This window comes from Pannonibacter sp. I15F10I1 (assembly GCF_900185665.1).
GTDB classification, from domain to species: Bacteria; Pseudomonadota; Alphaproteobacteria; order Rhizobiales; family Stappiaceae; genus Pannonibacter; species Pannonibacter indicus.
Window position 1 is genome coordinate 38,157 of record NZ_FYAN01000028.1, and the last position, 19,863, is coordinate 58,019.

The window sequence follows — 19,863 nt, forward strand, 5'->3', positions numbered from 1 at the left end:
TCACATGAGCACACCCTTGCGCGCAGGTCTCGTCCGGCCGGCCGGCACCTGGCCGGACTGGTCGCTGGACACCATCACCCTGGGCGGCGAAGACCGGCACCGGCGCCGGGCGCTGCTAACAACGGATGGCGGCACCAGTTTCCTGCTGGATCTTCCCGAGGCCGTCTGGCTGCGCCATGGCGACGGGCTGCAGCTGGAGGACGGCCGGATCATCAAGGTTCAGGCGGCGCCGGAGGCTGTTACCGACATCACCGCGCCCTCACCGGCCGCCTTGATGCGGATCGCCTGGCATCTGGGCAACCGCCACCTGCCGACGCAGTTGATGGACGGGACCTTGCGCATCCTGCATGACCACGTGATCGAGGACATGGTGGTCCGCCTGGGCGGAACCATCACCCATGCGATGGCGCCCTTCGACCCGGAAGGCGGCGCCTATGGCCAAGGCCGCACGCACGGGCATGATCATGGGCATGGCCATTCTCATGACGGGCACTCGCATGAAGGACATGAGCATTCGCATAGCCACAGCCACTCGCATAGTCATGCACACGGGCATTCTCATGCTCATGGCCACTCGCATTCCCATGAGCATGATCACCCGTCCGGTGGCGGGCACGGCCGTTGAGCGCTGACATCCACCCTGATTCATGTGAAACACCCCTGCTGATGCCGGGGCTGGCAGAGCTTTACCGGCTGCAGGCCTTCTTCTCGCCGGCCTTTCCAGTGGGGGCCTTCACCTACAGCCACGGGCTGGAACAGGTGATCGAGGATGGCGAAGTGAAGGATGCCGCAAGCCTGCGCCTCTGGCTTTCCGGCATTCTGCGTCATGGTTCCGGCCGGACGGATGGCATCCTGCTGGCGCAAGGCTGGCGCGCCGCCATGGCAGGCGATGCGGCTCACCTGCGCGAGCTGGCCGCCCTTGGCCTTGCCCTCTGCCCCTCGCGCGAGCGGTATGTCGAGACAAGCGCCCAAGGCACCGCCTTTCTGGCAACTGTCCGCAATGCCTGGGGCCACGGTCTGCCGGGCGCTGCCCCGGCGGCGACCGCGTTCCAGGACCTGGCACAAGACGGTGCAGCGGCGGAACCATGGCCCTATCCGGTTGCCGCCGGGCTTGCGCTCGCCGCGTCCGGCGTGCCGCTGGACGTGGGCCTTGCCGCCTATCTCCATGCCTTTGCCGCCAACATCATTTCCGCCGCGGTGCGCGCCGTGCCCTTGGGCCAGACCGATGGCCAGCGGGCGCTGGCGGGGCTGATGCCTCAGGTTCTTGAGACAGCCCAGACCGCCGCAGCCAGCGGGATCGAGGGGCTTGGCAGCTGCACCTTCATCGCGGACATTGCGTCCATGCGTCACGAAACCCAGTACACAAGGCTGTTCCGCACATGACTTCTCCCAACGGACCCTTGCGCGTCGGCATCGGCGGCCCGGTCGGCGCCGGCAAGACAACGATCACCGGCCAGCTCTGCAAGGCCCTGCGCGACCGCTATTCCATCGCCGTCATCACCAACGACATCTACACCAGCGAGGATGCCGAGGCGCTGATGCGGGCGCAGGCGCTGCCGAGCGAGCGGATCCGCGGCGTCGAAACCGGCGGCTGCCCGCACACGGCCATCCGCGAGGACGCCTCCATCAATCTGGCCGCCGTGCAAGACCTCACCCGCGCCTTCCCCGATCTCGACCTGATCCTGATCGAGTCCGGCGGCGACAATCTGGCAGCCACCTTTTCGCCCGAACTCGCCGACCTGACGCTCTATGTGATCGATGTGGCCGCCGGTGAGGACATTCCCCGCAAGGGCGGGCCCGGCATCACCCGCTCGGACCTGCTCATCATCAACAAGACCGAGCTTGCCCCTTATGTGGAGGTGAGCCTTGACGTGCTGGAACGGGATGCCGCCCGCATGCGCAGGACGCGGCCCTTCGTCTTTGCCAATGCCAAGACCGGCAAGGGCATTGCGGATGTGGCGGAATTCATCATCCGCGCGGGCGGATTGCCGCAAGCCTGATACCAGCCAGCTGGCGCGCGATCAGGTCTCGCGCCAGAAATCCGGGCTGAACACCAGCAGTCCGCCGATGAGCTCCAGCCGGCCAAGGATCATCTGGAAGCCGAGCAGCCATTTGGCACTGTCGGGCAGCTGGCTGAAGGTACCGGACGGGCCGATCAGCGGCCCGATGCCGGGGCCCACATTCGCCTGCGCTGTAATCGAGGCGCTGATGGCGGTTTCAAGATCAAGGCCGATCATGGCGTAAATGACAGCGAAGACACCGAATGTGCCCGCATAGAGAATGGAGAAGACGAAAACACCTTCCATGACGCTGGGACTGACCGGCGCCCCGGAGAACCGCGGCTCGATGATGCGGTGCGGATGAACCGCGCGCTTCAGCAGAGCACGGATCGAGCTGAGCAGGATCTGGATCCGGAAGATCTTGAACCCGCCCGAGGTGGAACCGGAGCAGCCGCCAACAAAGGTCAGCAGGAAGAACAGCACGATGGCGAAGTTGCCCCAGGCCAGATAATCGGTGCTGGCATAGCCTGTGGTCGTGATCACCGAGACAACGTTGAACATGGCATGGGTGAAAAGCGCAAAGGGCTCAGCTTCGACCCGATCACGGACAGCAACGAAAAGGACAAAGCTGACCACCAGGATCAACAGAAGAAAGAAGCGCACCTGCTGCGGATGGGGTGACTCGCGCCGTTCAGCGAGCTTGATGAGATAGAGAAACGGCAGGCTCGACAGGGTCATGAAGACAATGGCGATCCAGAGAATTGCCATGCTGCTGAACTGGGCGATCGAGCTGTCCGATGTGGAGAACCCGCCGGTAGACACCGTCGTCAGCGCATGAGCCAGCGCGTTGAAGGCCGACATTCCGGCAAGATAGTAGAGCAGTCCGCAAAAGACCGTCAGCAGAAGATAGAGCGACAGAAGCCGGAGAATGAAGGGCTCGATCCGGCCATAGGGCTTGCTGGTCTTTTCCGATGATTCGATGGCGAAGAGCTGCGATCCACCGACCCTGAGGCCCGGCAGCAGCCAGATGCCGATCACGACGATGCCGATGCCGCCGATCCACTGCAGCAGGCTGCGCCAGAGCAGGATGCCCGGCGGCATATTGTCGAGGCCGGTGAGGACCGTGGAACCTGTTGTCGTCAGACCCGAAGCTGCTTCGAAGAATGCCTCGGCCATGGTCAGGCCGATGCCGCTTGCATAAAGCGGAATGGCCCCGGCGAAGCTGAAGGCAAGCCAGGCCGCATTGACGAAAATGAAGGTTTCGCGCGGCCGGAACTTGAATTCCTGCCGGTCCAGTGCCGCGGAGATCAGTGCGCCGATGCACACCAGAATGGTGGCAGAGGTCGCAAAGACGACCCAGTCCGGATTGCCTTCGATCAGATCGGCAATCGCGGGCGGGATCATGAACAGGGCAACGATGATCAGCAGTCGGCCAATCGGCAGGATTACAGCGCGAAAATCCATCGTGTCTCTTTCGCCGGACAGGCCCTCACGAGCCTGGAAAGGCTCTGATGACCAGCCGGACAGGCCAGCGGACCGGCATCGGGAAGCTGTGCCCTTCCCCATGCCTGACGCGCATGTTCCCTGTTCCGGCGGCGATTTCAAGCCTCCCCCGCCGCAAGACCTGTGCGGAGACCAGTGTGCCGGCCGGCCAACCCTCCTGCCTCAGCCGTTGAACACGGCGGCGATCTTGTTGCCGGAGGGATCACGCAGATAGGCTGCATACCAGTCGGGTCCGTAATGCGGCCGTGGCCCGGCGGCCCCCTCATCCGTGCCCCCATGCGCCATGGCTGCGGCATAGAAGGCATCTACGTCCTGCGGCGAGGCAGCAGGAAAAGCGGCCATCGTGCCATTTCCGGCCGAAGCCGGTTCACCGTTGAAGGGCTCGCAGATCCACACGGTGACCCCTTCGCCCTTGCCATCCTTCGAATATCCCTGCCAGCCGGGAAACTGCGCATGGGAAGCCCAGCCAACCGTTGCCAGAACCGCATCATAAAAGGCGATGGAAGCAGCAAGGTCACGCGTGCCGAGGGTGATGTAGAAATTCATGATTGCCTCCCGATGAAACTGTCCGGACCTTACGCCTTCAACAGGAACAAATAAAGAACATTTAGTCTGGAGCGCGCGGAAATTCGCGCCAGTGCCCGGCTTTCCTTGACTCGCTTGCCGTTTCCGCTGTATGTCCGGCGCACTTCACGAAAGTGACGCCAGACATGATCAGCCGACCGGGACCCGCAAAGGTATAAAGAGCGCCCGGAGGTCAACACCCGGCAGCGCGATGCGCCCCCGGGTGTCAAACTGCTTTGCGCAAGGTTTCCTTGGCTCAAGGCTGGAGATCGGAACAGCGGCACCTTAGATGGAGGGGCACCGGCACGAGCGCCGGGGGCCGGACCGCAACACGAAAGGACGAGCGCCATGTTTGAAAGTCTGTCGGAGCGCCTCAGTGGCATTCTCGACAAGCTCACCGGCCGTGGTGCGCTGTCGGAGGCCGATGTCAACGAGGCCATGCGTGAGGTCCGCCGCGCGCTGATCGAGGCCGATGTTGCCCTTCCCGTGGTCCGCTCCTTCACCGACAAGGTGCGCAGCCGTGCCGTCGGCGCCGATGTGGTCAAGTCGATCACCCCAGGCCAGATGGTCATCAAGATCGTCCACGACCAGCTTGTGGAAATGCTCGGCTCCGACGCCGATCCGATCGACATCAACGCCCCCGCCCCCGTCGCCATCATGATGGTCGGCCTGCAGGGCTCGGGCAAGACGACGACCACCGCCAAGATCGCCCGCCGCCTGACCCTGCGCGACAAGCGCAAGGTGCTGATGGCCTCGCTCGACACCCGCCGCCCGGCGGCGCAGGAGCAGCTGAAGGTTCTCGGCGAGCAGAACAGCGTCGATACCCTGCCGATCGTTGCCGGTCAGGGCCCGGTCGAGATTGCCCGCCGCGCCATTCAGGCCGCGCGCCTCGGCGGCTATGACGTGGTCATGCTCGACACCGCCGGCCGCGTTCACATCGATGAATCGCTGATGCTGGAGATGGCCGAGGTCAAGGCCGCCGCCAATCCGCATGAAATCCTGCTGGTCGCCGATTCCCTCACCGGCCAGGACGCGGTGAACCTTGCAACCAGCTTTGACGAGCGCGTCGGCATCACCGGCATCGTGCTGACCCGTATGGACGGCGACGGCCGAGGTGGTGCGGCCCTGTCCATGCGCGCCGTCACCGGCAAGCCGGTGAAGCTGATCGGCACGGGCGAAAAGTCTGACGCCCTTGAGGATTTCCATCCCCGCCGCATCGCCGACCGCATCCTCGGCATGGGCGACATCGTCTCGCTGGTGGAAAAGGCTGCCGAGGCCATCGACGCGGAAAAGGCCGCGAAGATGGCGGCCAAGCTCCAGAAGGGCAATTTCGATCTGGAAGATCTGGCCGACCAGCTGAAGCAGATGGAAAAGCTTGGCGGCATGTCCGGCATGATGAGCATGCTGCCGGGCATCTCGAAGTTCAAGAAGCAGATGGATGCGGCGAATATCGACGAGCGCATGTTCAAGCGCCAGATCGCCATCATCCAGTCCATGACCCCCGTGGAGCGGCGCAAGCCCGATATCCTCAAGGCCAGCCGCAAGAAGCGCATTGCCTCTGGTTCGGGCGTGGATGTGGCCGAGGTCAACAAGCTGCTGAAAATGCACCGCCAGATGGCCGACGTCATGAAAATGATGGGCAAGAACAAGGGCATGCTTGGCAAGATGATGGGTGCCCTCGGCGGCAGCATGGCTGGCGGCATGCCCAATATCGATCCGAAGCAGCTGGAGGAACTGGCCAAGAGCGGCAAGATCCCCGGCGCTGGTGACCTGCTGAAGGGCCTGCCGGATGGCGGCGCGGGCGGCATGCCGGGCGGTGTTCCTGGCGGCCTGCCTCCCGGTCTTGGCGGCATGGGCGGCCTGCCGAAGCTTCCCGGTCTTGGTGGCCTCGGCGGCATGGGCGGTTTCCCCGGCCTTGGAGGAAAGGGCAAGAAGCGATGAACGATCTGCACAAGACCGCCGCCGGCACCCTGCTCGGCGAAAGCCCCGCCATGACGGAGCTGCGCGCCCTGCGCGCCTCGATCGACAATATCGATGCCGCGCTGATCCACATGCTGGCCGAGCGCTTCAAGTGCACCCAGAAGGTGGGCCACCTCAAGGCCACTCATGCGCTGCCGGCCGCTGATCCGGCGCGCGAACAGATTCAGATCGAGCGGCTGCGGCGCCTTGCCGCCGATGCCAATCTCGATCCTGACTTTGCCGAGAAATTCCTGGCGTTCATCGTCAAGGAAGTCATCCGGCATCACGAAGCCATTGCCGCCTCGAACGGCAACTGAACAACTGGAGAAACTCAAATGGCTACGAAAATCCGCCTCGCCCGTGGTGGCGCCAAGAAGCGTCCTTACTACCGCATCGTCGTCGCTGACGTCCGCGCTCCGCGTGACGGCCGCTTCATCGAGAAGGTCGGCTCCTACAACCCGATGGTTGCCAAGGATTCCGCAGAGCGCGTCGTGCTCGACATCGACCGCGTCAAGCACTGGCTCGCCAATGGCGCAACGCCGACCGACCGCGTCGCCCGCTTCCTGGACGAAGCCGGCCTCATGAAGCGTGAAGCCCGCAGCAACCCGAAGAAGGCCGAGATGGGCAAGAAGGCTGCCGAGAAGGTTGCCGCTGCCAAGAAGAAGGCCGAAGAAGCAGCCGCTGCTGCGGCTGAAGCTTCCGAGTAATGCAAACTGCGGGCAGCGCCATGCGTGACATCAGCCTTGGGACACAGGAAGCCCGGCAATGACGAAAGCTCCTGAAAACAAGGTTCTGATGGCCGTGATTGGTGCTGCCCACGGCATTCGCGGGGAAGTGCGGGTCAAGCCCTTTGGCGATGACCCGCTCTCCTTCACGGATTATGGCGTTCTGGAAACCGCCGACGGCTCGCGCCGCTTCACCGTTTCCAAAGCCCGCGTGCAGAAAACCGTCGTCGTCACCAAATTCAAGGAGATCGGCGACCGCAACGCGGCCGAAGCCCTCAACGGGCTGGAACTCTACATCCCGCGCGACCGCCTGCCCGAGACGGAAGAAGACGAGTTCTACCATTCGGACCTGATCGGCATGGATGCCGTGGATGTGGACGGAAACCCCGTCGGCAAGGTGGTGATGGTTCAGAATTTCGGCGCCGGTGACCTTCTGGAACTGCGTCCCGCCAGAGGCCGTTCCTTCTACATTCCCTTCACACGGGATTTCGTGCCCGAAATCAGCATGGCCGATCGCCGGATCGTTACCGCCATTCCGGACGGTTACCTGTCCGAGACACCGCGCGATGACGGGCATGACGACGCCCGCAAGGGCTGAAGCTCTCCGAAGCTGGCCGTTTCGCCTGCTTGCCCCTCTGCGTCGATCTTCCGGCTTTCCATGCGCCACAGGGCAATGGCGGCAACGACCAGCACCACGCCGGTCCCATTGGCCACCGCGTCCAGCAGCGATGCATCGCGGCCGGGAATGAACATCTGCACCCATTCGCCAGCGAAGCCCAGCGCCAGCGATGAGATTGCCGAAATCCGCAGCCGGCAGCAGAAGAAGGCGTGGATCGAAAGCGTCAGCAAGCCGAAGAATCCGACATGCAGCATCTTGTCATAAGGGTGCTGCAGGCCATGATTGAAGATCACCCCGGTCAGCAGGCCGAACAGGCACAAGGCCGCCAGAGGCAGCACGCGGCTGAGCGAAATGTCGATGTAGTCCCGGTCGGCATAATAGGCAATGACGTGCGGCAGGCGGAAACGGATGCGGGGCAAGGCAAACTCCGGTCTTGAGAGCCCCAGTCTCGGGCGGCAGGTGTTAAGGCCGGCTTGCCCGCCGGCACAAACCTGCGGGCATGGTTGACACTCCCTTGCCGGAAAGCGGGAAAGACTGCCACCGTTGCAAAGCCGGGCGTTTCATCGCATAGCAGCCGCAGGAATTGCGTCCCGCAGAACAGGAAACCGCGATGAGCTTTGCCGCGACCGTGCTGACCCTTTACCCGGAGATGTTTCCCGGCCCGCTCGGCGTCAGCCTGTCGGGACGGGCGCTGAAGGAGGGCACCTGGTCGCTGGAAGCCCGGCAGATCCGCGATCACGCCACGGACAAGCACCGCTCCGTCGATGACACGCCGGCCGGCGGCGGGGCCGGCATGGTGCTGCGGGCGGACATTCTGGCCGCGGCCATCGACGCCGCCACCCTGCCCTGCGACACCCGCCCGCGCCTGCTGATGAGCCCGCGCGGGAAGCCTCTGACGCAAAAGCGGGTGCGGGAACTGGCAGCCGGTCCCGGCGCCATCATCATCTGCGGGCGGTTCGAAGGCATCGATCAGCGCGTCATCGATGCCCGCCAGCTCGAAGAGGTATCCATCGGGGATTACATCCTCTCTGGCGGCGAAATTGCCGCCATCACCGTGCTGGATGCCATCGTCCGGCTTTTGCCGGGCGTAATGGGCAATCAGGAGAGCGGCGAAACCGAGAGCTTCGAAACGGGACTTCTGGAGCATCCGCACTACACAAGGCCGGCCGAATTCGAAGGCATGACCATTCCCGAGGTTCTGACCTCCGGCAATCACCGCAAGATCAACGAATGGCGCAAGGCGGAGGCCGAGCGGCTGACGCGGGAGCGGCGGCCCGATCTCTGGGCAGCCCATCAGGCGAAGGACTGACGCAGCTTTTCGGCCGGTTTTTCCAGATTCCGCATGACAAGGCGGCGGTCTTCCTGTAAGGAGCCAGCCGTTGTGGCCGGTTCTGTGCGCCGCGCATTGCTTTTGCGCGATCCTGCGGACAGCCGGGTATCTCCAACATGGCCCGAAGACGGTGAACCCGTCCTTTCCACTTCACGTGGGCTGGACGCTCTGGCTGTCTTTGAAAACTGACAAGGGAAATATGCCATGAACCTGATCGAACAGCTGAACGCGGAAGAAAAGGCAAAGGTTGAAGCCGTCCGCAAGCTCCCCGAATTTTCTCCGGGCGACACCATCAAGGTCAACGTCAAGGTGACCGAAGGCAACCGCACCCGTACCCAGGCTTACGAAGGTGTCTGCATCGCCCGTTCCGGCGGCAGCATCAACGAGAGCTTCACCGTGCGCAAGATCTCCTACGGTGAAGGCGTGGAGCGCGTGTTCCCGGCCTGCTCGCCGATGATCGAGAGCGTTGAAGTTGTCCGCCGCGGCAAGGTCCGCCGCGCCAAGCTCTACTACCTGCGCGACCGCCGCGGCAAGTCGGCCCGTATCGTCGAGGCCACCAACGTCCGCGCCAAGCGCCTCAACGAAGAAGCCCGCGCTGAAGTCGTTGCTGCCAAGGCCGCTGCTGCTGCCGAGAAGGCTGCCGCCGCCGAGGCCGCTGCTGCTGCAGCCGCTGCTGCCGCTGCTTCCGCCGAATAAGAACGGCGCTGCATCGCAGATTTTCGAAAGGCGGTCTTCGGGCCGCCTTTCTTTTTGCCAGCTTGCAAGCCCCACGGCGCAGCGCCACTTGAACAAAGCTCAAGAGTGGCGGACTGCGAAGCATATTGACCCCCATGATGCTTCGGGGCATTGAAGAGGCAAGACCGGAACAGGCTGGAAACGGCCAATCCGTGCAAGGGACAAGGGGCAGAACCGCCACGGCGGATGATCAAGGCCCCGCCCGGTTTCAGGAGACACCCCGATGACCAAGCCGAGAACGCTCTACGACAAGATCTGGGATGACCATGTGGTCGACACCCAGGAAGACGGCACCTGCCTGCTCTACATCGACCGCCACCTCGTGCACGAAGTGACGAGCCCGCAGGCGTTCGAAGGCCTGCGCATGACGGGCCGCAAGGTGCGCCGTCCGGAGAAGACGCTGGCCGTCGTCGATCACAACGTGCCGACGACCGACCGCAGCCATGGCATCGATGATCCGGAATCCGCGCTCCAGGTGCAGACGCTGGCAGACAACGCGGCTGAATTCGGCATCGAATATTACAGCGAGCTGGATCACCGCCAGGGCGTCGTTCACATCGTCGGCCCCGAGCAGGGCTTCACCCTGCCCGGCATGACCATCGTCTGCGGCGACAGCCACACCTCCACCCACGGCGCTTTCGGCGCGCTGGCCCACGGCATCGGCACCTCTGAAGTGGAACACGTTCTGGCCACCCAGACGCTGATCCAGAAGAAGGCCAAGAACATGCTCGTCCAGGTGGACGGCAAGCTGCCGGAAGGCGTCACCGCCAAGGACATCATTCTCGCCATCATCGGCGAGATCGGCACCGCCGGCGGTACCGGCTACGTCATGGAATATGCGGGCGAAGCCATCCGCTCGCTGTCCATGGAAGGCCGCATGACCATCTGCAACATGTCGATCGAAGGCGGCGCCCGTGCCGGCCTGATCGCGCCGGATGAAACGACCTTTGCCTATATACAGGGCCGTCCGAAGTCTCCGAAGGGCGAAGCGCTGGAGCGTGCGATTTCCTACTGGAAGACGCTGCACACCGACGAAGGCGCGCATTTCGACAAGGTGGTGAAGCTCGACGCTGCCAACCTGCCGCCCATCGTCACCTGGGGCTCCTCCCCCGAAGACGTGATCTCCGTGACCGGCGTGGTGCCGAACCCGGACGACATCGCCGACGAGAACACCCGCAAGTCCAAGTGGCGCGCGCTGGAATACATGGGCCTGACGCCGGGCACGAAGATGACCGACATTCCGGTCGACGTTGTCTTCATCGGCTCCTGCACCAACGGCCGCATCGAGGATCTGCGCGCGGCCGCAGCCATGATCGGCAACGGCAAGGTGAAGGACGGCGTCAAGGCCATGGTCGTTCCGGGCTCCGGCCTCGTGAAGGAACAGGCGGAAGCCGAAGGCCTCGACAAGGTGTTCAAGGCGGCTGGCTTTGAATGGCGTGAGCCGGGCTGCTCCATGTGCCTTGCCATGAACGCCGACAAGCTGCAGCCGGGCGAGCGCTGCGCCTCGACCTCGAACCGCAACTTCGAAGGCCGTCAGGGCTTCAAGGGCCGCACCCATCTGGTCTCCCCGGCCATGGCCGCAGCGGCAGCCATTGCGGGCCATTTCGTCGACATCCGCGAGTGGCAGAAGCCCTGATTCGCTTCACCTGGAAACATGTGGACGGGCGCCCTCTGCGGCGCCCGTTTCTTTTTGGCCAAAATCCTTTCCCGGCTTTACCCTTGAAGCGCGAAGTCTTTTTGATTTCAGAGAGTTGATGGTCAGATGGAGCGCAGTAGGGCAGCTTCTCCATCTTCGGCACTGCGGCGCTTTTACAGGCTTCACAAGAGTGTCACACCGGCACTACTATATGTCTCGCATGTAGAGGTAGAACCCGGCATCGGGTCTGCGGTGCCGGTACCTTGAGAGACAAGGAGCCGAAGGTGACGATAGCCGTACCATCGGGCGCCCATCCGGCCTTGGTGCTGAATGCGGACTACAGGCCCTTAAGTTATTACCCCCTGTCGCTGTGGTCGTGGCAGGACACCATCAAGGCTGTGTTCCTCGACCGGGTGAACATCGTGTCGGAATACGAGACCACGGTTCGAAGTCCGAGTTTCGAGTTCCGATTACCCAGCGTGGTTTCCCTCAAGACCTTCGTCAAACCGTCGCGCCACCCGGCCTTCACCCGTTTCAACGTTTTCCTGCGCGACAGATTCCAGTGTCAGTATTGCGGCTCCCGCGAGGATCTGACCTTCGATCACCTGATCCCGCGCTGCCGCGGCGGCCAGACCACCTGGGAAAACGTGATCACCGCCTGCTCACCCTGCAATCTGCGCAAGTCGAACAAGTCCTGCGAACAACTGGACATGTGGCCGATGCACATGCCGTTCCGGCCCTCCATCCAGGATCTGCACAACAACGGCCGGGGCTTTCCGCCAAACTATCTGCACGAAAGCTGGCTCGACTTCCTGTACTGGGATACGGAGCTGGAACCGTAAACAGATAATAACCGTCCCTGCGCAAACTGCTTAAACACTCATAAACCAAGGTTCGATTTTCGATCCGAATTGACTATAATTTTAGTGTTGCGCAATGGATTCCGATGAATATGAACTCCAGAAAACCTTTGGAGTTCACCCATGTGCAGATCCAGGATCCGCCAGCTTCTGCGGAAGATGCGCCAGTTCGGCCGGAAGAAGGATGGCTCCATCCTGCCCCTGGCGGCCTTCCTGATCGTCATCATGATCGTCATCGCCGGCTCCGGCGCCGATTATGGCCGTGCCGTTATCGTCCGCAGCGCAGTTGCAAATGCGCTGGACGCCGCCGTTCTGAGCGTCGCCCGCCAGCTTTCAACCACCGTACTGACCGAAAGCCAGATCAGGTCATCGCTGGAATCTGCATTCAATGCCAATCTGACATCGACAGGCGTCGACAAGGTCCGGCTGGCAAATCTCAGCTACACGCTTGATCCGGCGGAGGGCATCATCACCGCCAATGTCACCGGAACGATCGATACCTATTTCATCTCCATCGGCGGCATCGGCCCCGAGACGATACCGGTACGTTCCTCTTCGCAATCCACCTATTCCAGGTTCGACGTGGAGCTGTCGCTGATCGTTGACGTTACAGGATCCATGTCGGAAGACATGGATGCGCTGAAATCAGCAGCAAACAGTGTGGTTGACATTCTGCTGGCCGATCAGACCAGCAATTCCCTGTCAAAGGTTCGCATTTCGCTTGTTCCCTATAGCCAGGGTGTCAATCTCGGCAGTTACGCCAAGACCGTCACAAATGGTGCTGCCCTCGGCGCCAATTGCGTAACGGAACGCATGGGCCCTCAGCAATTTACCGATGCAGCCTATAATTATAACGGCACAAACTCAGAGTTCTTCGGCGGTGGCTCCAACGCCTGCTCCTCCGGCTCATCACTGCTGCCCCTGACCAGTTCCGCAAACAACTTGAAAACAGCCATCAAGAATCTGGTTGCCAGCGGCGGCACTGCGGGCCAGACCGGCATCGCCTGGGGCTGGTACACGCTGTCGCCAAACTGGTCCAACCTCTGGCCATCCGCCAGTGCACCAAGCGCCTATAACAGCAACAAGGTCAAGAAGATCGCGCTCATCATGACGGATGGCGACTTCAACGATTTCTATGACAAGACAATTCTAACGCGAAGTCAGTGCCAGTATAGATCCGGATATATCTGGCCTAGCAGTTATCAAGGCTGGAATAACCACGACACAAGGCCAGGATACTATTGGCTATTCGAGACGGTGAAGAATGGATGCAGCTGGTCTGCCAGTCAGTACTGGCAGGGTCAATATTTCCATTCTGCCACTTATAATGATGAACCCTCCGTTAGGGCTCGAAAATTCTGCGATGCCATGAAGGCGAAGAACATCACGATCTATACGGTTCTTTTCCAGAACACCTCGGGCTCACTGCCGTCATCGGAAAGGCTGATGAAATACTGCGCCACCAGCGAGGCCACCACCTATTTCAAGGCGACAGACAGCAAGACCCTGATCAACGCCTTCTCGAACATCGCGCGGCAGATCCAGTCGATCTATCTGTCCAAGTGAGCCCCCGACCACGGGAAAGGGCATGGCTGAAGACAAAGGGCCCGCAACGCGGGCCCTTGATGCTTTCATGGTAGGGATCGAGTCCACCGGAGGGGATCAGGCCCGGTTCTGGCGGTTCTCGATCAGGTCATCCACCACCGCAGGATCGGCCAAAGTGGACGTGTCGCCCAGGTTCTCGAAGCTGTCCTCGGCGATCTTGCGCAGAATGCGGCGCATGATCTTGCCGGAGCGGGTCTTCGGCAAGCCGGGGGCAAACTGGATGAGGTCGGGCGAGGCAATCGGGCCGATCTCCTTGCGCACATGCGCCACCAGTTCCTTGCGCAGCGCCTCGCTGGGTTCCTCGCCCGCCATCAGCGTGACATAGGCATAGATGCCCTGCCCCTTGATGTCGTGCGGATAGCCGACGACAGCCGCCTCAGAGACCTTGGGATGGGCCACCAGCGCGCTTTCCACCTCGGCGGTACCCATCCGGTGGCCGGAGACGTTGATCACGTCATCGACGCGCCCCGTGATCCAGTAATAGCCATCCGCATCGCGGCGGCAGCCATCCCCGGTGAAATACATGCCCTTGTAGGTGGAGAAATAGGTCTGCACGAAACGCTCATGGTCACCATAGACCGTGCGCATCTGGCCGGGCCAGCTGTCGAGGATGACGAGATTGCCCTCCGTCGCCCCGTCCAGAATGTTGCCTTCCGCATCGACCACCGCCGGCTGGACCCCGAAGAAGGGCCGCGTCGCCGAACCCGGCTTCAGCGGCGTTGCGCCCGGCAGCGGCGTGATCAGAATGCCGCCGGTTTCCGTCTGCCACCAGGTGTCGACGATCGGGCAGCGCTTGTCCCCGACCACGTTGTAATACCACATCCAGGCTTCCGGATTGATCGGCTCACCGACCGAGCCCAAAAGGCGCAGGCTTTCGCGCGAGGTGCGGGTGACATGCTCGTCCCCTGCCCCCATCAGCGAACGGATCGCCGTCGGCGCGGTGTAGAAGATATTGACCTTGTGCTTGTCCACCACGTCCCAGAAACGGCCTGCGTTCGGATAGGTCGGAATGCCTTCGAACATCAGCGTCGTCGCGCCATTGGCGAGCGGACCATAGACGATGTAGCTGTGGCCGGTGACCCAGCCCACATCCGCCGTGCACCAGTAGACATCGCCGTCGTGATAGTCGAAGACATATTGATGTGTCATCGAAGCATAGACGAGATAGCCGCCGCTGGTGTGCAACACGCCCTTGGGGCTGCCGGTGGAGCCTGAGGTGTAGAGGATGAACAGCGGATCTTCCGCATTCATCTCCGCCGGGGTGTTTTCGGCAGAAACTTTGGCCGCTTCCTCGTGATACCAGACATCGCGGCCACCGGTCATGGCAACGGCGCCGCCCGTGCGCTTCACCACGATCATCGTTTCCACCGGCGCCTTGTCGGCCGCCCGGTCGGCATTGAGCTTCAGCGGCACGGTGCGGCCGCCACGCAGGCCTTCGTCGGCCGTGATCAGGCAGGTGGACTGGCAGTCGGCAATGCGCTGCGCCAGGCTGTCCGGCGAGAAGCCGCCGAAGACGATGGAATGGACCGCGCCAATGCGGGCGCAGGCCAGCATCGCATAGGCCGCTTCCGGGATCATCGGCAGGTAGATGGTCACCCGGTCGCCCTTCTTCACCCCATGGGCCAGCAGCACATTGGCGAAGGTGCAGACCTCGCGGTGCAGGTCCTTGTAGGTGATGATCTTATGGTCCGCCGGATCATCACCTTCCCAGATGATCGCCGGCTGATCGCCGCGCGTCTCCAGATGCCGGTCGATGCAGTTGGCCGAGACGTTCAGCGTGCCGTCCTCGAACCATTTGATCGAGACATTATGCGGGTCGTAAGAGGTGTTCTTGACCTTGCTGAAGGGCTTGATCCAGTCGATGCGCTTGCCGTGCTCCCCCCAGAAGCCTGCAGGATCATCAACCGATTTCCGGTACATTTCCAGATATTTGGCGTTATCGGCGAGCGCACGCGATGCGACTTCGGCCGGAACCGGAAAAACGTTATCCGACATGCCTTCCTCCCAGGATGAAACAGGCGGGCATGCTCTTGGCGGCAGCCCGCATTCCGGGCGCATTATGCTGCCGGGATGCAGGCAGGTCTATACGGGATCGCTCGAACTTTCGTAGAGTCTGCCGTGACTTGCATCGGAACTGCTACATAATGCCGGGATTGCTGCGGCAGAATCCGTTTAACCTCTGCCTCCAAAGATGGCCGAACCGACGCGCACATGGGTGGCGCCGAAGGAAACAGCAATCTCATAGTCGGACGACATGCCCATGGAAAGCTGCGTCAACCCATTGCGGCGGGCGATCTTTTCCAGCAGCGCGAAATGCGGGCCGGGCGCCTCATCCACGGGCGGGATGCACATCAGGCCAATCACGTTCAGGCCCATCTCTGCCCGGCACAGGCGGATGAAGTCATCGGTCTCCTTCGGCGCGATGCCGGCCTTTTGCGGCTCTTCCCCGGTGTTGACCTGAATGAAGCATGGCAGGTCCCTGCCCTGTGCCGTCATTTCGGCCTTCAGTGCCCGGGCGATCTTCTCCCGGTCGATGGTGTGGATCACGTCGAAGGTGGCAACCGCCTCCTTCGCCTTGTTGGACTGCAGCGGACCGATGAGATGCAGTTCGATGCCGGGATAGTCCGTCCGCAGCTGCGGCCACTTGCCCATGGCTTCCTGCACCCGGTTTTCGCCGAAGACGCGCTGGCCTGCGTCCAGCACCGGGCGGATATCTTCCGCCTCGAAGGTCTTGGACACGGCCACTAGGCAGACGCTGCCTGCCTCCCGGCCATGCGCGGCCTCCGCCTCGCGGATACCGGAGAGCACATCGTTGAGCTGGGCGGCGGCGCTGTGAGCCATGTCATGATCCTGATCGCAAGGGAAACGGGCCGAAGAATGCCAATCCGGCCATGGTATAGGGCGCGGGCAAGGCCGGTTTCAAGAGTTGAGCCGGGCCATGGCCTGACGCGCCTGCGAAATAAGCCGCTTTTCCTGCCAACCGTGTTGACCCATGAGGGAATTTCTGGTGACAGTCCCGCAGACATGTTTTTGGTTTGTGCGCCGCCTCCCGGCGCGCAGACATCTGGTTTGCGCGCTCTCCCGCGCGTGAATTTACGGTTTGCGCGCTGACCGCGCGCGGGGTCTTGGTTCATGCGCCCTGAGGCGCAGGGGTTGAAACGGCGGAATTGATGGCAACGGAACGCTATAACGCGCGCGAAGTGGAAGCGCGCTGGCAGAAGCTCTGGGATGAGAAGGACGTGTTCAAGACGTCCAACGACGATCCGCGCGAGAAATACTACGTGCTGGAGATGTTCCCCTATCCGTCCGGCCGCATCCACATGGGCCATGTGCGCAACTATGCCATGGGCGATGTGGTTGCCCGCTACAAGCGCGCCAGAGGCTTCAACGTTCTGCACCCGATGGGCTGGGACGCCTTCGGCATGCCGGCCGAAAACGCCGCCATGCAGAACAACGTCCATCCCAAGGACTGGACCTACGAAAACATCGCCTTCATGCGCGGCCAGCTCAAGATCATGGGCCTGTCGCTGGACTGGAGCCGCGAGTTCGCCACCTGCGACGTGGAATATTACACCCAGCAGCAGCGCCTGTTCCTGAAGTTCCTCGAGGCCGGTCTCGTCTACCGCAAGAAGTCCAAGGTCAACTGGGACCCGGTCGACATGACCGTGCTGGCCAACGAACAGGTGATCGACGGCCGCGGCTGGCGCTCCGGTGCTCTGGTCGAGCAGCGCGAGCTGACACAGTGGTTCTTCAAGATCACCGATTATTCCGAGGATCTGCTGGAAGCGATCGACACGCTCGACCGCTGGCCGGAAAAGGTCCGGCTGATGCAGAAGAACTGGATCGGCAAGTCGGAAGGCCTGCGCGTCCGCTTCGAGTTCACAACTCCGGCTCCGACCGGTGACAAGACCCTCGAAATCTTCACCACCCGTCCGGACACTCTGTTCGGCGCGTCCTTCATGGGCCTGTCGCCGGACCATCCGGTTTCGGCAAAGCTCGCCGAAACCAATCCCCAGATCGCCGCCTTCATCGAGGAATGCCGCCGCATCGGCACCTCGGCCGAGGCCATTGAAACGGCGGAGAAGAAGGGCATCGACACGGGCCTGCGCGTCAAGCATCCGCTGGATGCGTCCATCGAGCTGCCGGTCTATATCGCCAACTTCATCCTGATGGACTACGGCACCGGCGCCATCTTCGCCTGCCCGGCCCATGATCAGCGCGACCTTGACTTTGCCCGCAAATACGGCCTGCCGGTGCGCCCCGTGGTGCTGCCGAAGGACGCGGATGCGGCCAGCTTCACCGTCGCCGATGTGGCCTATACGGATGACGGCACCATCTTCAATTCCGGTTTCCTCGACGGCCTCAGCATTGCCGACGCCAAGGACACGGTGGCGAAGAAGCTGGAAGCCATCGAGATCGATGGCGCGCCTCAGGCTGCCCGTCAGGTGAACTACCGCCTGCGCGACTGGGGCATCTCGCGCCAGCGCTACTGGGGCTGCCCGATCCCGGTGATCCACTGCGATGACTGCGGCGTGGTGCCGGAGAATGATGCGAACCTGCCGGTCAAGCTGCCGGACGACATCAACTTCGACAAGCCGGGCAACCCGCTGGACCGCCACCCCACCTGGCGTGACTGCAGCTGCCCGAAATGCGGCAAGCCGGCCCGGCGCGAAACCGACACGATGGACACCTTCGTGGACAGCTCCTGGTATTTCGCCCGCTTCACCGCCCCGCAGTGCGATCAGCCGACCGATCCGGTTGCTGCGAATGGCTGGCTGCCAGTGGACCAGTATATCGGCGGCATCGAGCATGCGATCCTGCACCTGCTCTATTCGCGCTTCTTCACGCGCGCGATGCAGAAGGTCGGCGCGCTTGATCTGAAGGAGCCGTTCAAGGGCCTCTTCACGCAAGGCATGGTGACGCACGAAACCTACAAGAGCGCGGAAGGCAAGTGGCTGAGCCCGGCCGAGATCCGCTTTGTGGAAGGCACAGAGCGCAGCGCCGTGGAAGTTGCCACCGGCGCTCCGGTCACCATCGGCTCCATCGAGAAGATGTCGAAGTCGAAGAAGAACACGGTGGACCCGACCGACATCATCGAAACCTACGGCGCCGATACGGCCCGCTGGTTCATGCTGTCGGATTCGCCCCCCGAGCGTGACGTGATCTGGACCGAGGAAGGCGTTCAGGGTGCCTGGCGTTTCGTCCAGCGCGTCTGGCGCCTCGTGGGCGAGATCGCCGCCACCCCGGCCCGCAACAGCACGGCACCGGAGTTCAGCGATGGCGCGCTGGAACTGCGCCGCGCCACGCACAAGACGTTGGCAGCGGTGTCGAAGGACATCGAGACCCTGTCCTTCAACCGGGCCGTCGCCCGCATCTATGAGCTGGTCAACCAGATCGGTAAGACGGTGCATGGCGGACTGACCTTCGAGGACGTGTCCTGGTCAGCGCGCGAAGCAGCCGAATGCCTCGTGATGATGATGGCCCCGATGATGCCGCATCTGGCCGAGGAATGCTGGAAGGAACTGGGTCACACCGGCCTCGTTGCCGAGGCCAGCTGGCCGGCCGTGGACGAAAGCCTGCTCGTCGAAGACAGCATCGTCCTGCCGATCCAGATCAACGGCAAGAAGAAGGGCGAGATCACCGTTGCACGAGACGCTTCCAACGAGGTGGTCGAAGCAGCTACTCTGGCCCAGGATTTCGTCCAGAAGGCGCTCGAAGGGCGCCCGCCCCGCAAGATCATCGTGGTGCCGCAAAGGATCGTGAATGTCGTTGCCTAACGCCTCTGGCCGCACTGGCGGCACCAAACTGACCCTTGCCCTGCTCGTTGCCGGCGCCGCCCTTCTGGGTGGCTGCCAGGTGCGCCCGCTCTATGGCAGCCTGACACCCGGTGATGCCTCGACGGCGTCCCATGTGCAGAGTGACCTGGCAGCCATCCGGATCGACACGATCGATACGCTCGGTCCCAATACGAGGCGGGTGCTTCTGACGGAGCTGATGTTCAACTTCGAGCGAGGCAATTCAACGGCAGAAAAGAAATATGACCTGAGACTCGTCGGCAATGTCAGCTCCACGTCCATTGGCGTCGAGCAGCTGGCCGATGTCCCGGCCTCCTATACGATGACGATGAATGTAACCTTCGTGCTCTATGAAAGGGCGACACAGCGCACGCTGATGACCGGCAAGTCCTTTGCCAGCGCGTCCTATGACTTCTCCAGCCAGCGTTTTGCCAACCTGCGCGCCCAGCGGGATGCGGAAGAGCGTGTGGCCAAGCAGGTGGCACAGGACATGACGGCACGTCTTGCCGGCTATTTCGCCACGCGCAAGTAA

The 19,863-nt window shown here is 62.3% G+C and carries 19 protein-coding genes; 14 read left to right on the forward strand and 5 right to left on the reverse strand.

All coding sequences use genetic code 11. The features are described 5' to 3' along the window. The first annotated feature begins 4 nt into the window (after positions 1–4). The 3 genes from ureE to ureG are packed head-to-tail and all read left to right on the forward strand — an operon-like array spanning position 5 to position 2,000. On the forward strand, positions 5–625 hold the full coding sequence (ureE, locus tag IF10I1_RS18765; protein ID WP_186391378.1) for an urease accessory protein UreE: 621 nt from the start codon (positions 5–7) through the stop codon (positions 623–625). A 41-nt stretch (positions 626–666) separates the two neighbouring features. Then, positions 667–1,383: an urease accessory protein UreF gene (locus IF10I1_RS18770; protein ID WP_186391379.1), complete on the forward strand. Its 717-nt coding sequence runs from the start codon at positions 667–669 to the stop codon at positions 1,381–1,383. Next, positions 1,380–2,000 carry an urease accessory protein UreG gene (gene ureG, locus IF10I1_RS18775; RefSeq protein ID WP_186391380.1) on the forward strand — a complete coding sequence of 207 codons (621 nt, stop codon included), beginning with the start codon at positions 1,380–1,382 and terminating at the stop codon, positions 1,998–2,000. Before IF10I1_RS18770 ends, ureG begins: the two co-directional genes overlap by 4 nt. 21 nt (positions 2,001–2,021) lie before the next feature. Here the strand turns inward: ureG and IF10I1_RS18780 are convergent, their stop codons facing one another. Further along, the gene (locus IF10I1_RS18780; protein WP_186391381.1) at positions 2,022–3,464 is read right to left on the reverse strand and encodes a TrkH family potassium uptake protein; all 1,443 of its coding nucleotides are present in this window, start codon (positions 3,462–3,464) and stop codon (positions 2,022–2,024) included. Positions 3,465–3,665: 201 nt separating this feature from the next. Next, a complete protein-coding gene (locus IF10I1_RS18785) occupies positions 3,666–4,049 on the reverse strand; it encodes a VOC family protein (RefSeq protein ID WP_186391382.1) in 384 nt (127 codons plus the stop codon). Positions 4,050–4,415: 366 nt separating this feature from the next. Here IF10I1_RS18785 and ffh point away from each other — a divergent pair, with 366 nt between their 5' ends. From ffh to rimM, 4 genes are read left to right on the forward strand one after another with little or no spacing between them, the layout of a single operon-like run. After that, on the forward strand, positions 4,416–6,008 hold the full coding sequence (ffh, locus tag IF10I1_RS18790; RefSeq protein WP_186391383.1) for a signal recognition particle protein: 1,593 nt from the start codon (positions 4,416–4,418) through the stop codon (positions 6,006–6,008). A 50-nt stretch (positions 6,009–6,058) separates the two neighbouring features. Continuing rightward, the gene (locus tag IF10I1_RS18795) at positions 6,059–6,343 is read left to right on the forward strand and encodes a chorismate mutase (protein WP_094462857.1); all 285 of its coding nucleotides are present in this window, start codon (positions 6,059–6,061) and stop codon (positions 6,341–6,343) included. A gap of 18 nt (positions 6,344–6,361) precedes the next feature. Next, positions 6,362–6,733: a 30S ribosomal protein S16 gene (gene rpsP, locus IF10I1_RS18800; protein WP_050474047.1), complete on the forward strand. Its 372-nt coding sequence runs from the start codon at positions 6,362–6,364 to the stop codon at positions 6,731–6,733. Between the two features lie 58 nt (positions 6,734–6,791). After that, positions 6,792–7,349 (forward strand): ribosome maturation factor RimM, encoded by a 558-nt coding sequence (gene rimM, locus IF10I1_RS18805; RefSeq protein WP_186415172.1) that lies wholly within the window; start codon positions 6,792–6,794, stop codon positions 7,347–7,349. Here rimM and IF10I1_RS18810 read toward each other — a convergent pair. After that, positions 7,295–7,789 (reverse strand): VanZ family protein, encoded by a 495-nt coding sequence (locus IF10I1_RS18810; RefSeq protein ID WP_186415173.1) that lies wholly within the window; start codon positions 7,787–7,789, stop codon positions 7,295–7,297. The genes rimM and IF10I1_RS18810 overlap by 55 nt on opposite strands. Before the next feature lie 191 nt (positions 7,790–7,980). Between IF10I1_RS18810 and trmD the strand changes: the two genes are divergently transcribed. The 5 genes from trmD to IF10I1_RS18835 all read left to right on the forward strand — a co-directional run bounded on the left by trmD (position 7,981) and on the right by IF10I1_RS18835 (position 13,497). Beyond that, the gene (gene trmD, locus IF10I1_RS18815) at positions 7,981–8,679 is read left to right on the forward strand and encodes a tRNA (guanosine(37)-N1)-methyltransferase TrmD (RefSeq protein ID WP_186415174.1); all 699 of its coding nucleotides are present in this window, start codon (positions 7,981–7,983) and stop codon (positions 8,677–8,679) included. 225 nt (positions 8,680–8,904) lie between these two features. Further along, entirely contained in the window at positions 8,905–9,396 is a 492-nt protein-coding gene (gene rplS, locus IF10I1_RS18820; protein WP_094462549.1) for a 50S ribosomal protein L19, read from the forward strand. Positions 9,397–9,658: 262 nt separating this feature from the next. Beyond that, the gene (leuC, locus tag IF10I1_RS18825) at positions 9,659–11,071 is read left to right on the forward strand and encodes a 3-isopropylmalate dehydratase large subunit (protein ID WP_122522533.1); all 1,413 of its coding nucleotides are present in this window, start codon (positions 9,659–9,661) and stop codon (positions 11,069–11,071) included. Positions 11,072–11,355: 284 nt separating this feature from the next. Next, positions 11,356–11,913: an HNH endonuclease gene (locus tag IF10I1_RS18830; RefSeq protein ID WP_050474041.1), complete on the forward strand. Its 558-nt coding sequence runs from the start codon at positions 11,356–11,358 to the stop codon at positions 11,911–11,913. Between the two features lie 141 nt (positions 11,914–12,054). Then, entirely contained in the window at positions 12,055–13,497 is a 1,443-nt protein-coding gene (locus IF10I1_RS18835; RefSeq protein ID WP_186391390.1) for a TadE/TadG family type IV pilus assembly protein, read from the forward strand. 96 nt (positions 13,498–13,593) lie between these two features. On the opposite strand, the gene acs is transcribed toward IF10I1_RS18835, so the two are convergent. Together acs and IF10I1_RS18845 are read right to left on the reverse strand one after the other, a co-directional pair. Beyond that, positions 13,594–15,531 carry an acetate--CoA ligase gene (gene acs, locus IF10I1_RS18840; RefSeq protein ID WP_186424607.1) on the reverse strand — a complete coding sequence of 646 codons (1,938 nt, stop codon included), beginning with the start codon at positions 15,529–15,531 and terminating at the stop codon, positions 13,594–13,596. 177 nt (positions 15,532–15,708) lie between these two features. Then, the gene (locus IF10I1_RS18845; RefSeq protein WP_186391392.1) at positions 15,709–16,377 is read right to left on the reverse strand and encodes a YggS family pyridoxal phosphate-dependent enzyme; all 669 of its coding nucleotides are present in this window, start codon (positions 16,375–16,377) and stop codon (positions 15,709–15,711) included. 329 nt (positions 16,378–16,706) lie between these two features. Here IF10I1_RS18845 and leuS point away from each other — a divergent pair, with 329 nt between their 5' ends. Continuing rightward, positions 16,707–19,313, forward strand: coding sequence for a leucine--tRNA ligase (leuS, locus tag IF10I1_RS18850; protein WP_186391393.1), 2,607 nt, complete (start codon positions 16,707–16,709; stop codon positions 19,311–19,313). Continuing rightward, on the forward strand, positions 19,300–19,863 hold the full coding sequence (lptE, locus tag IF10I1_RS18855; protein ID WP_050474036.1) for an LPS assembly lipoprotein LptE: 564 nt from the start codon (positions 19,300–19,302) through the stop codon (positions 19,861–19,863). Before leuS ends, lptE begins: the two co-directional genes overlap by 14 nt.

Excerpts from the sequence above, each read along its gene's own strand:
- ureE (WP_186391378.1), top strand. The coding sequence starts at position 5 with ATGAGCACACCCTTGCGCGCAGGTCTCGTCCGGCCGGCCGGCACCTGG.
- IF10I1_RS18770 (WP_186391379.1), top strand. The coding sequence starts at position 667 with ATGCCGGGGCTGGCAGAGCTTTACCGGCTGCAGGCCTTCTTCTCGCCG.
- ureG (WP_186391380.1), top strand. The coding sequence starts at position 1,380 with ATGACTTCTCCCAACGGACCCTTGCGCGTCGGCATCGGCGGCCCGGTC.
- IF10I1_RS18780 (WP_186391381.1), bottom strand. The coding sequence starts at position 3,464 with ATGGATTTTCGCGCTGTAATCCTGCCGATTGGCCGACTGCTGATCATC.
- IF10I1_RS18785 (WP_186391382.1), bottom strand. The coding sequence starts at position 4,049 with ATGAATTTCTACATCACCCTCGGCACGCGTGACCTTGCTGCTTCCATC.
- ffh (WP_186391383.1), top strand. The coding sequence starts at position 4,416 with ATGTTTGAAAGTCTGTCGGAGCGCCTCAGTGGCATTCTCGACAAGCTC.
- IF10I1_RS18795 (WP_094462857.1), top strand. The coding sequence starts at position 6,059 with ATGACGGAGCTGCGCGCCCTGCGCGCCTCGATCGACAATATCGATGCC.
- rpsP (WP_050474047.1), top strand. The coding sequence starts at position 6,362 with ATGGCTACGAAAATCCGCCTCGCCCGTGGTGGCGCCAAGAAGCGTCCT.
- rimM (WP_186415172.1), top strand. The coding sequence starts at position 6,792 with ATGACGAAAGCTCCTGAAAACAAGGTTCTGATGGCCGTGATTGGTGCT.
- trmD (WP_186415174.1), top strand. The coding sequence starts at position 7,981 with ATGAGCTTTGCCGCGACCGTGCTGACCCTTTACCCGGAGATGTTTCCC.
- rplS (WP_094462549.1), top strand. The coding sequence starts at position 8,905 with ATGAACCTGATCGAACAGCTGAACGCGGAAGAAAAGGCAAAGGTTGAA.
- leuC (WP_122522533.1), top strand. The coding sequence starts at position 9,659 with ATGACCAAGCCGAGAACGCTCTACGACAAGATCTGGGATGACCATGTG.
- IF10I1_RS18835 (WP_186391390.1), top strand. The coding sequence starts at position 12,055 with ATGTGCAGATCCAGGATCCGCCAGCTTCTGCGGAAGATGCGCCAGTTC.
- acs (WP_186424607.1), bottom strand. The coding sequence starts at position 15,531 with ATGTCGGATAACGTTTTTCCGGTTCCGGCCGAAGTCGCATCGCGTGCG.
- IF10I1_RS18845 (WP_186391392.1), bottom strand. The coding sequence starts at position 16,377 with ATGGCTCACAGCGCCGCCGCCCAGCTCAACGATGTGCTCTCCGGTATC.
- leuS (WP_186391393.1), top strand. The coding sequence starts at position 16,707 with ATGGCAACGGAACGCTATAACGCGCGCGAAGTGGAAGCGCGCTGGCAG.
- lptE (WP_050474036.1), top strand. The coding sequence starts at position 19,300 with ATGTCGTTGCCTAACGCCTCTGGCCGCACTGGCGGCACCAAACTGACC.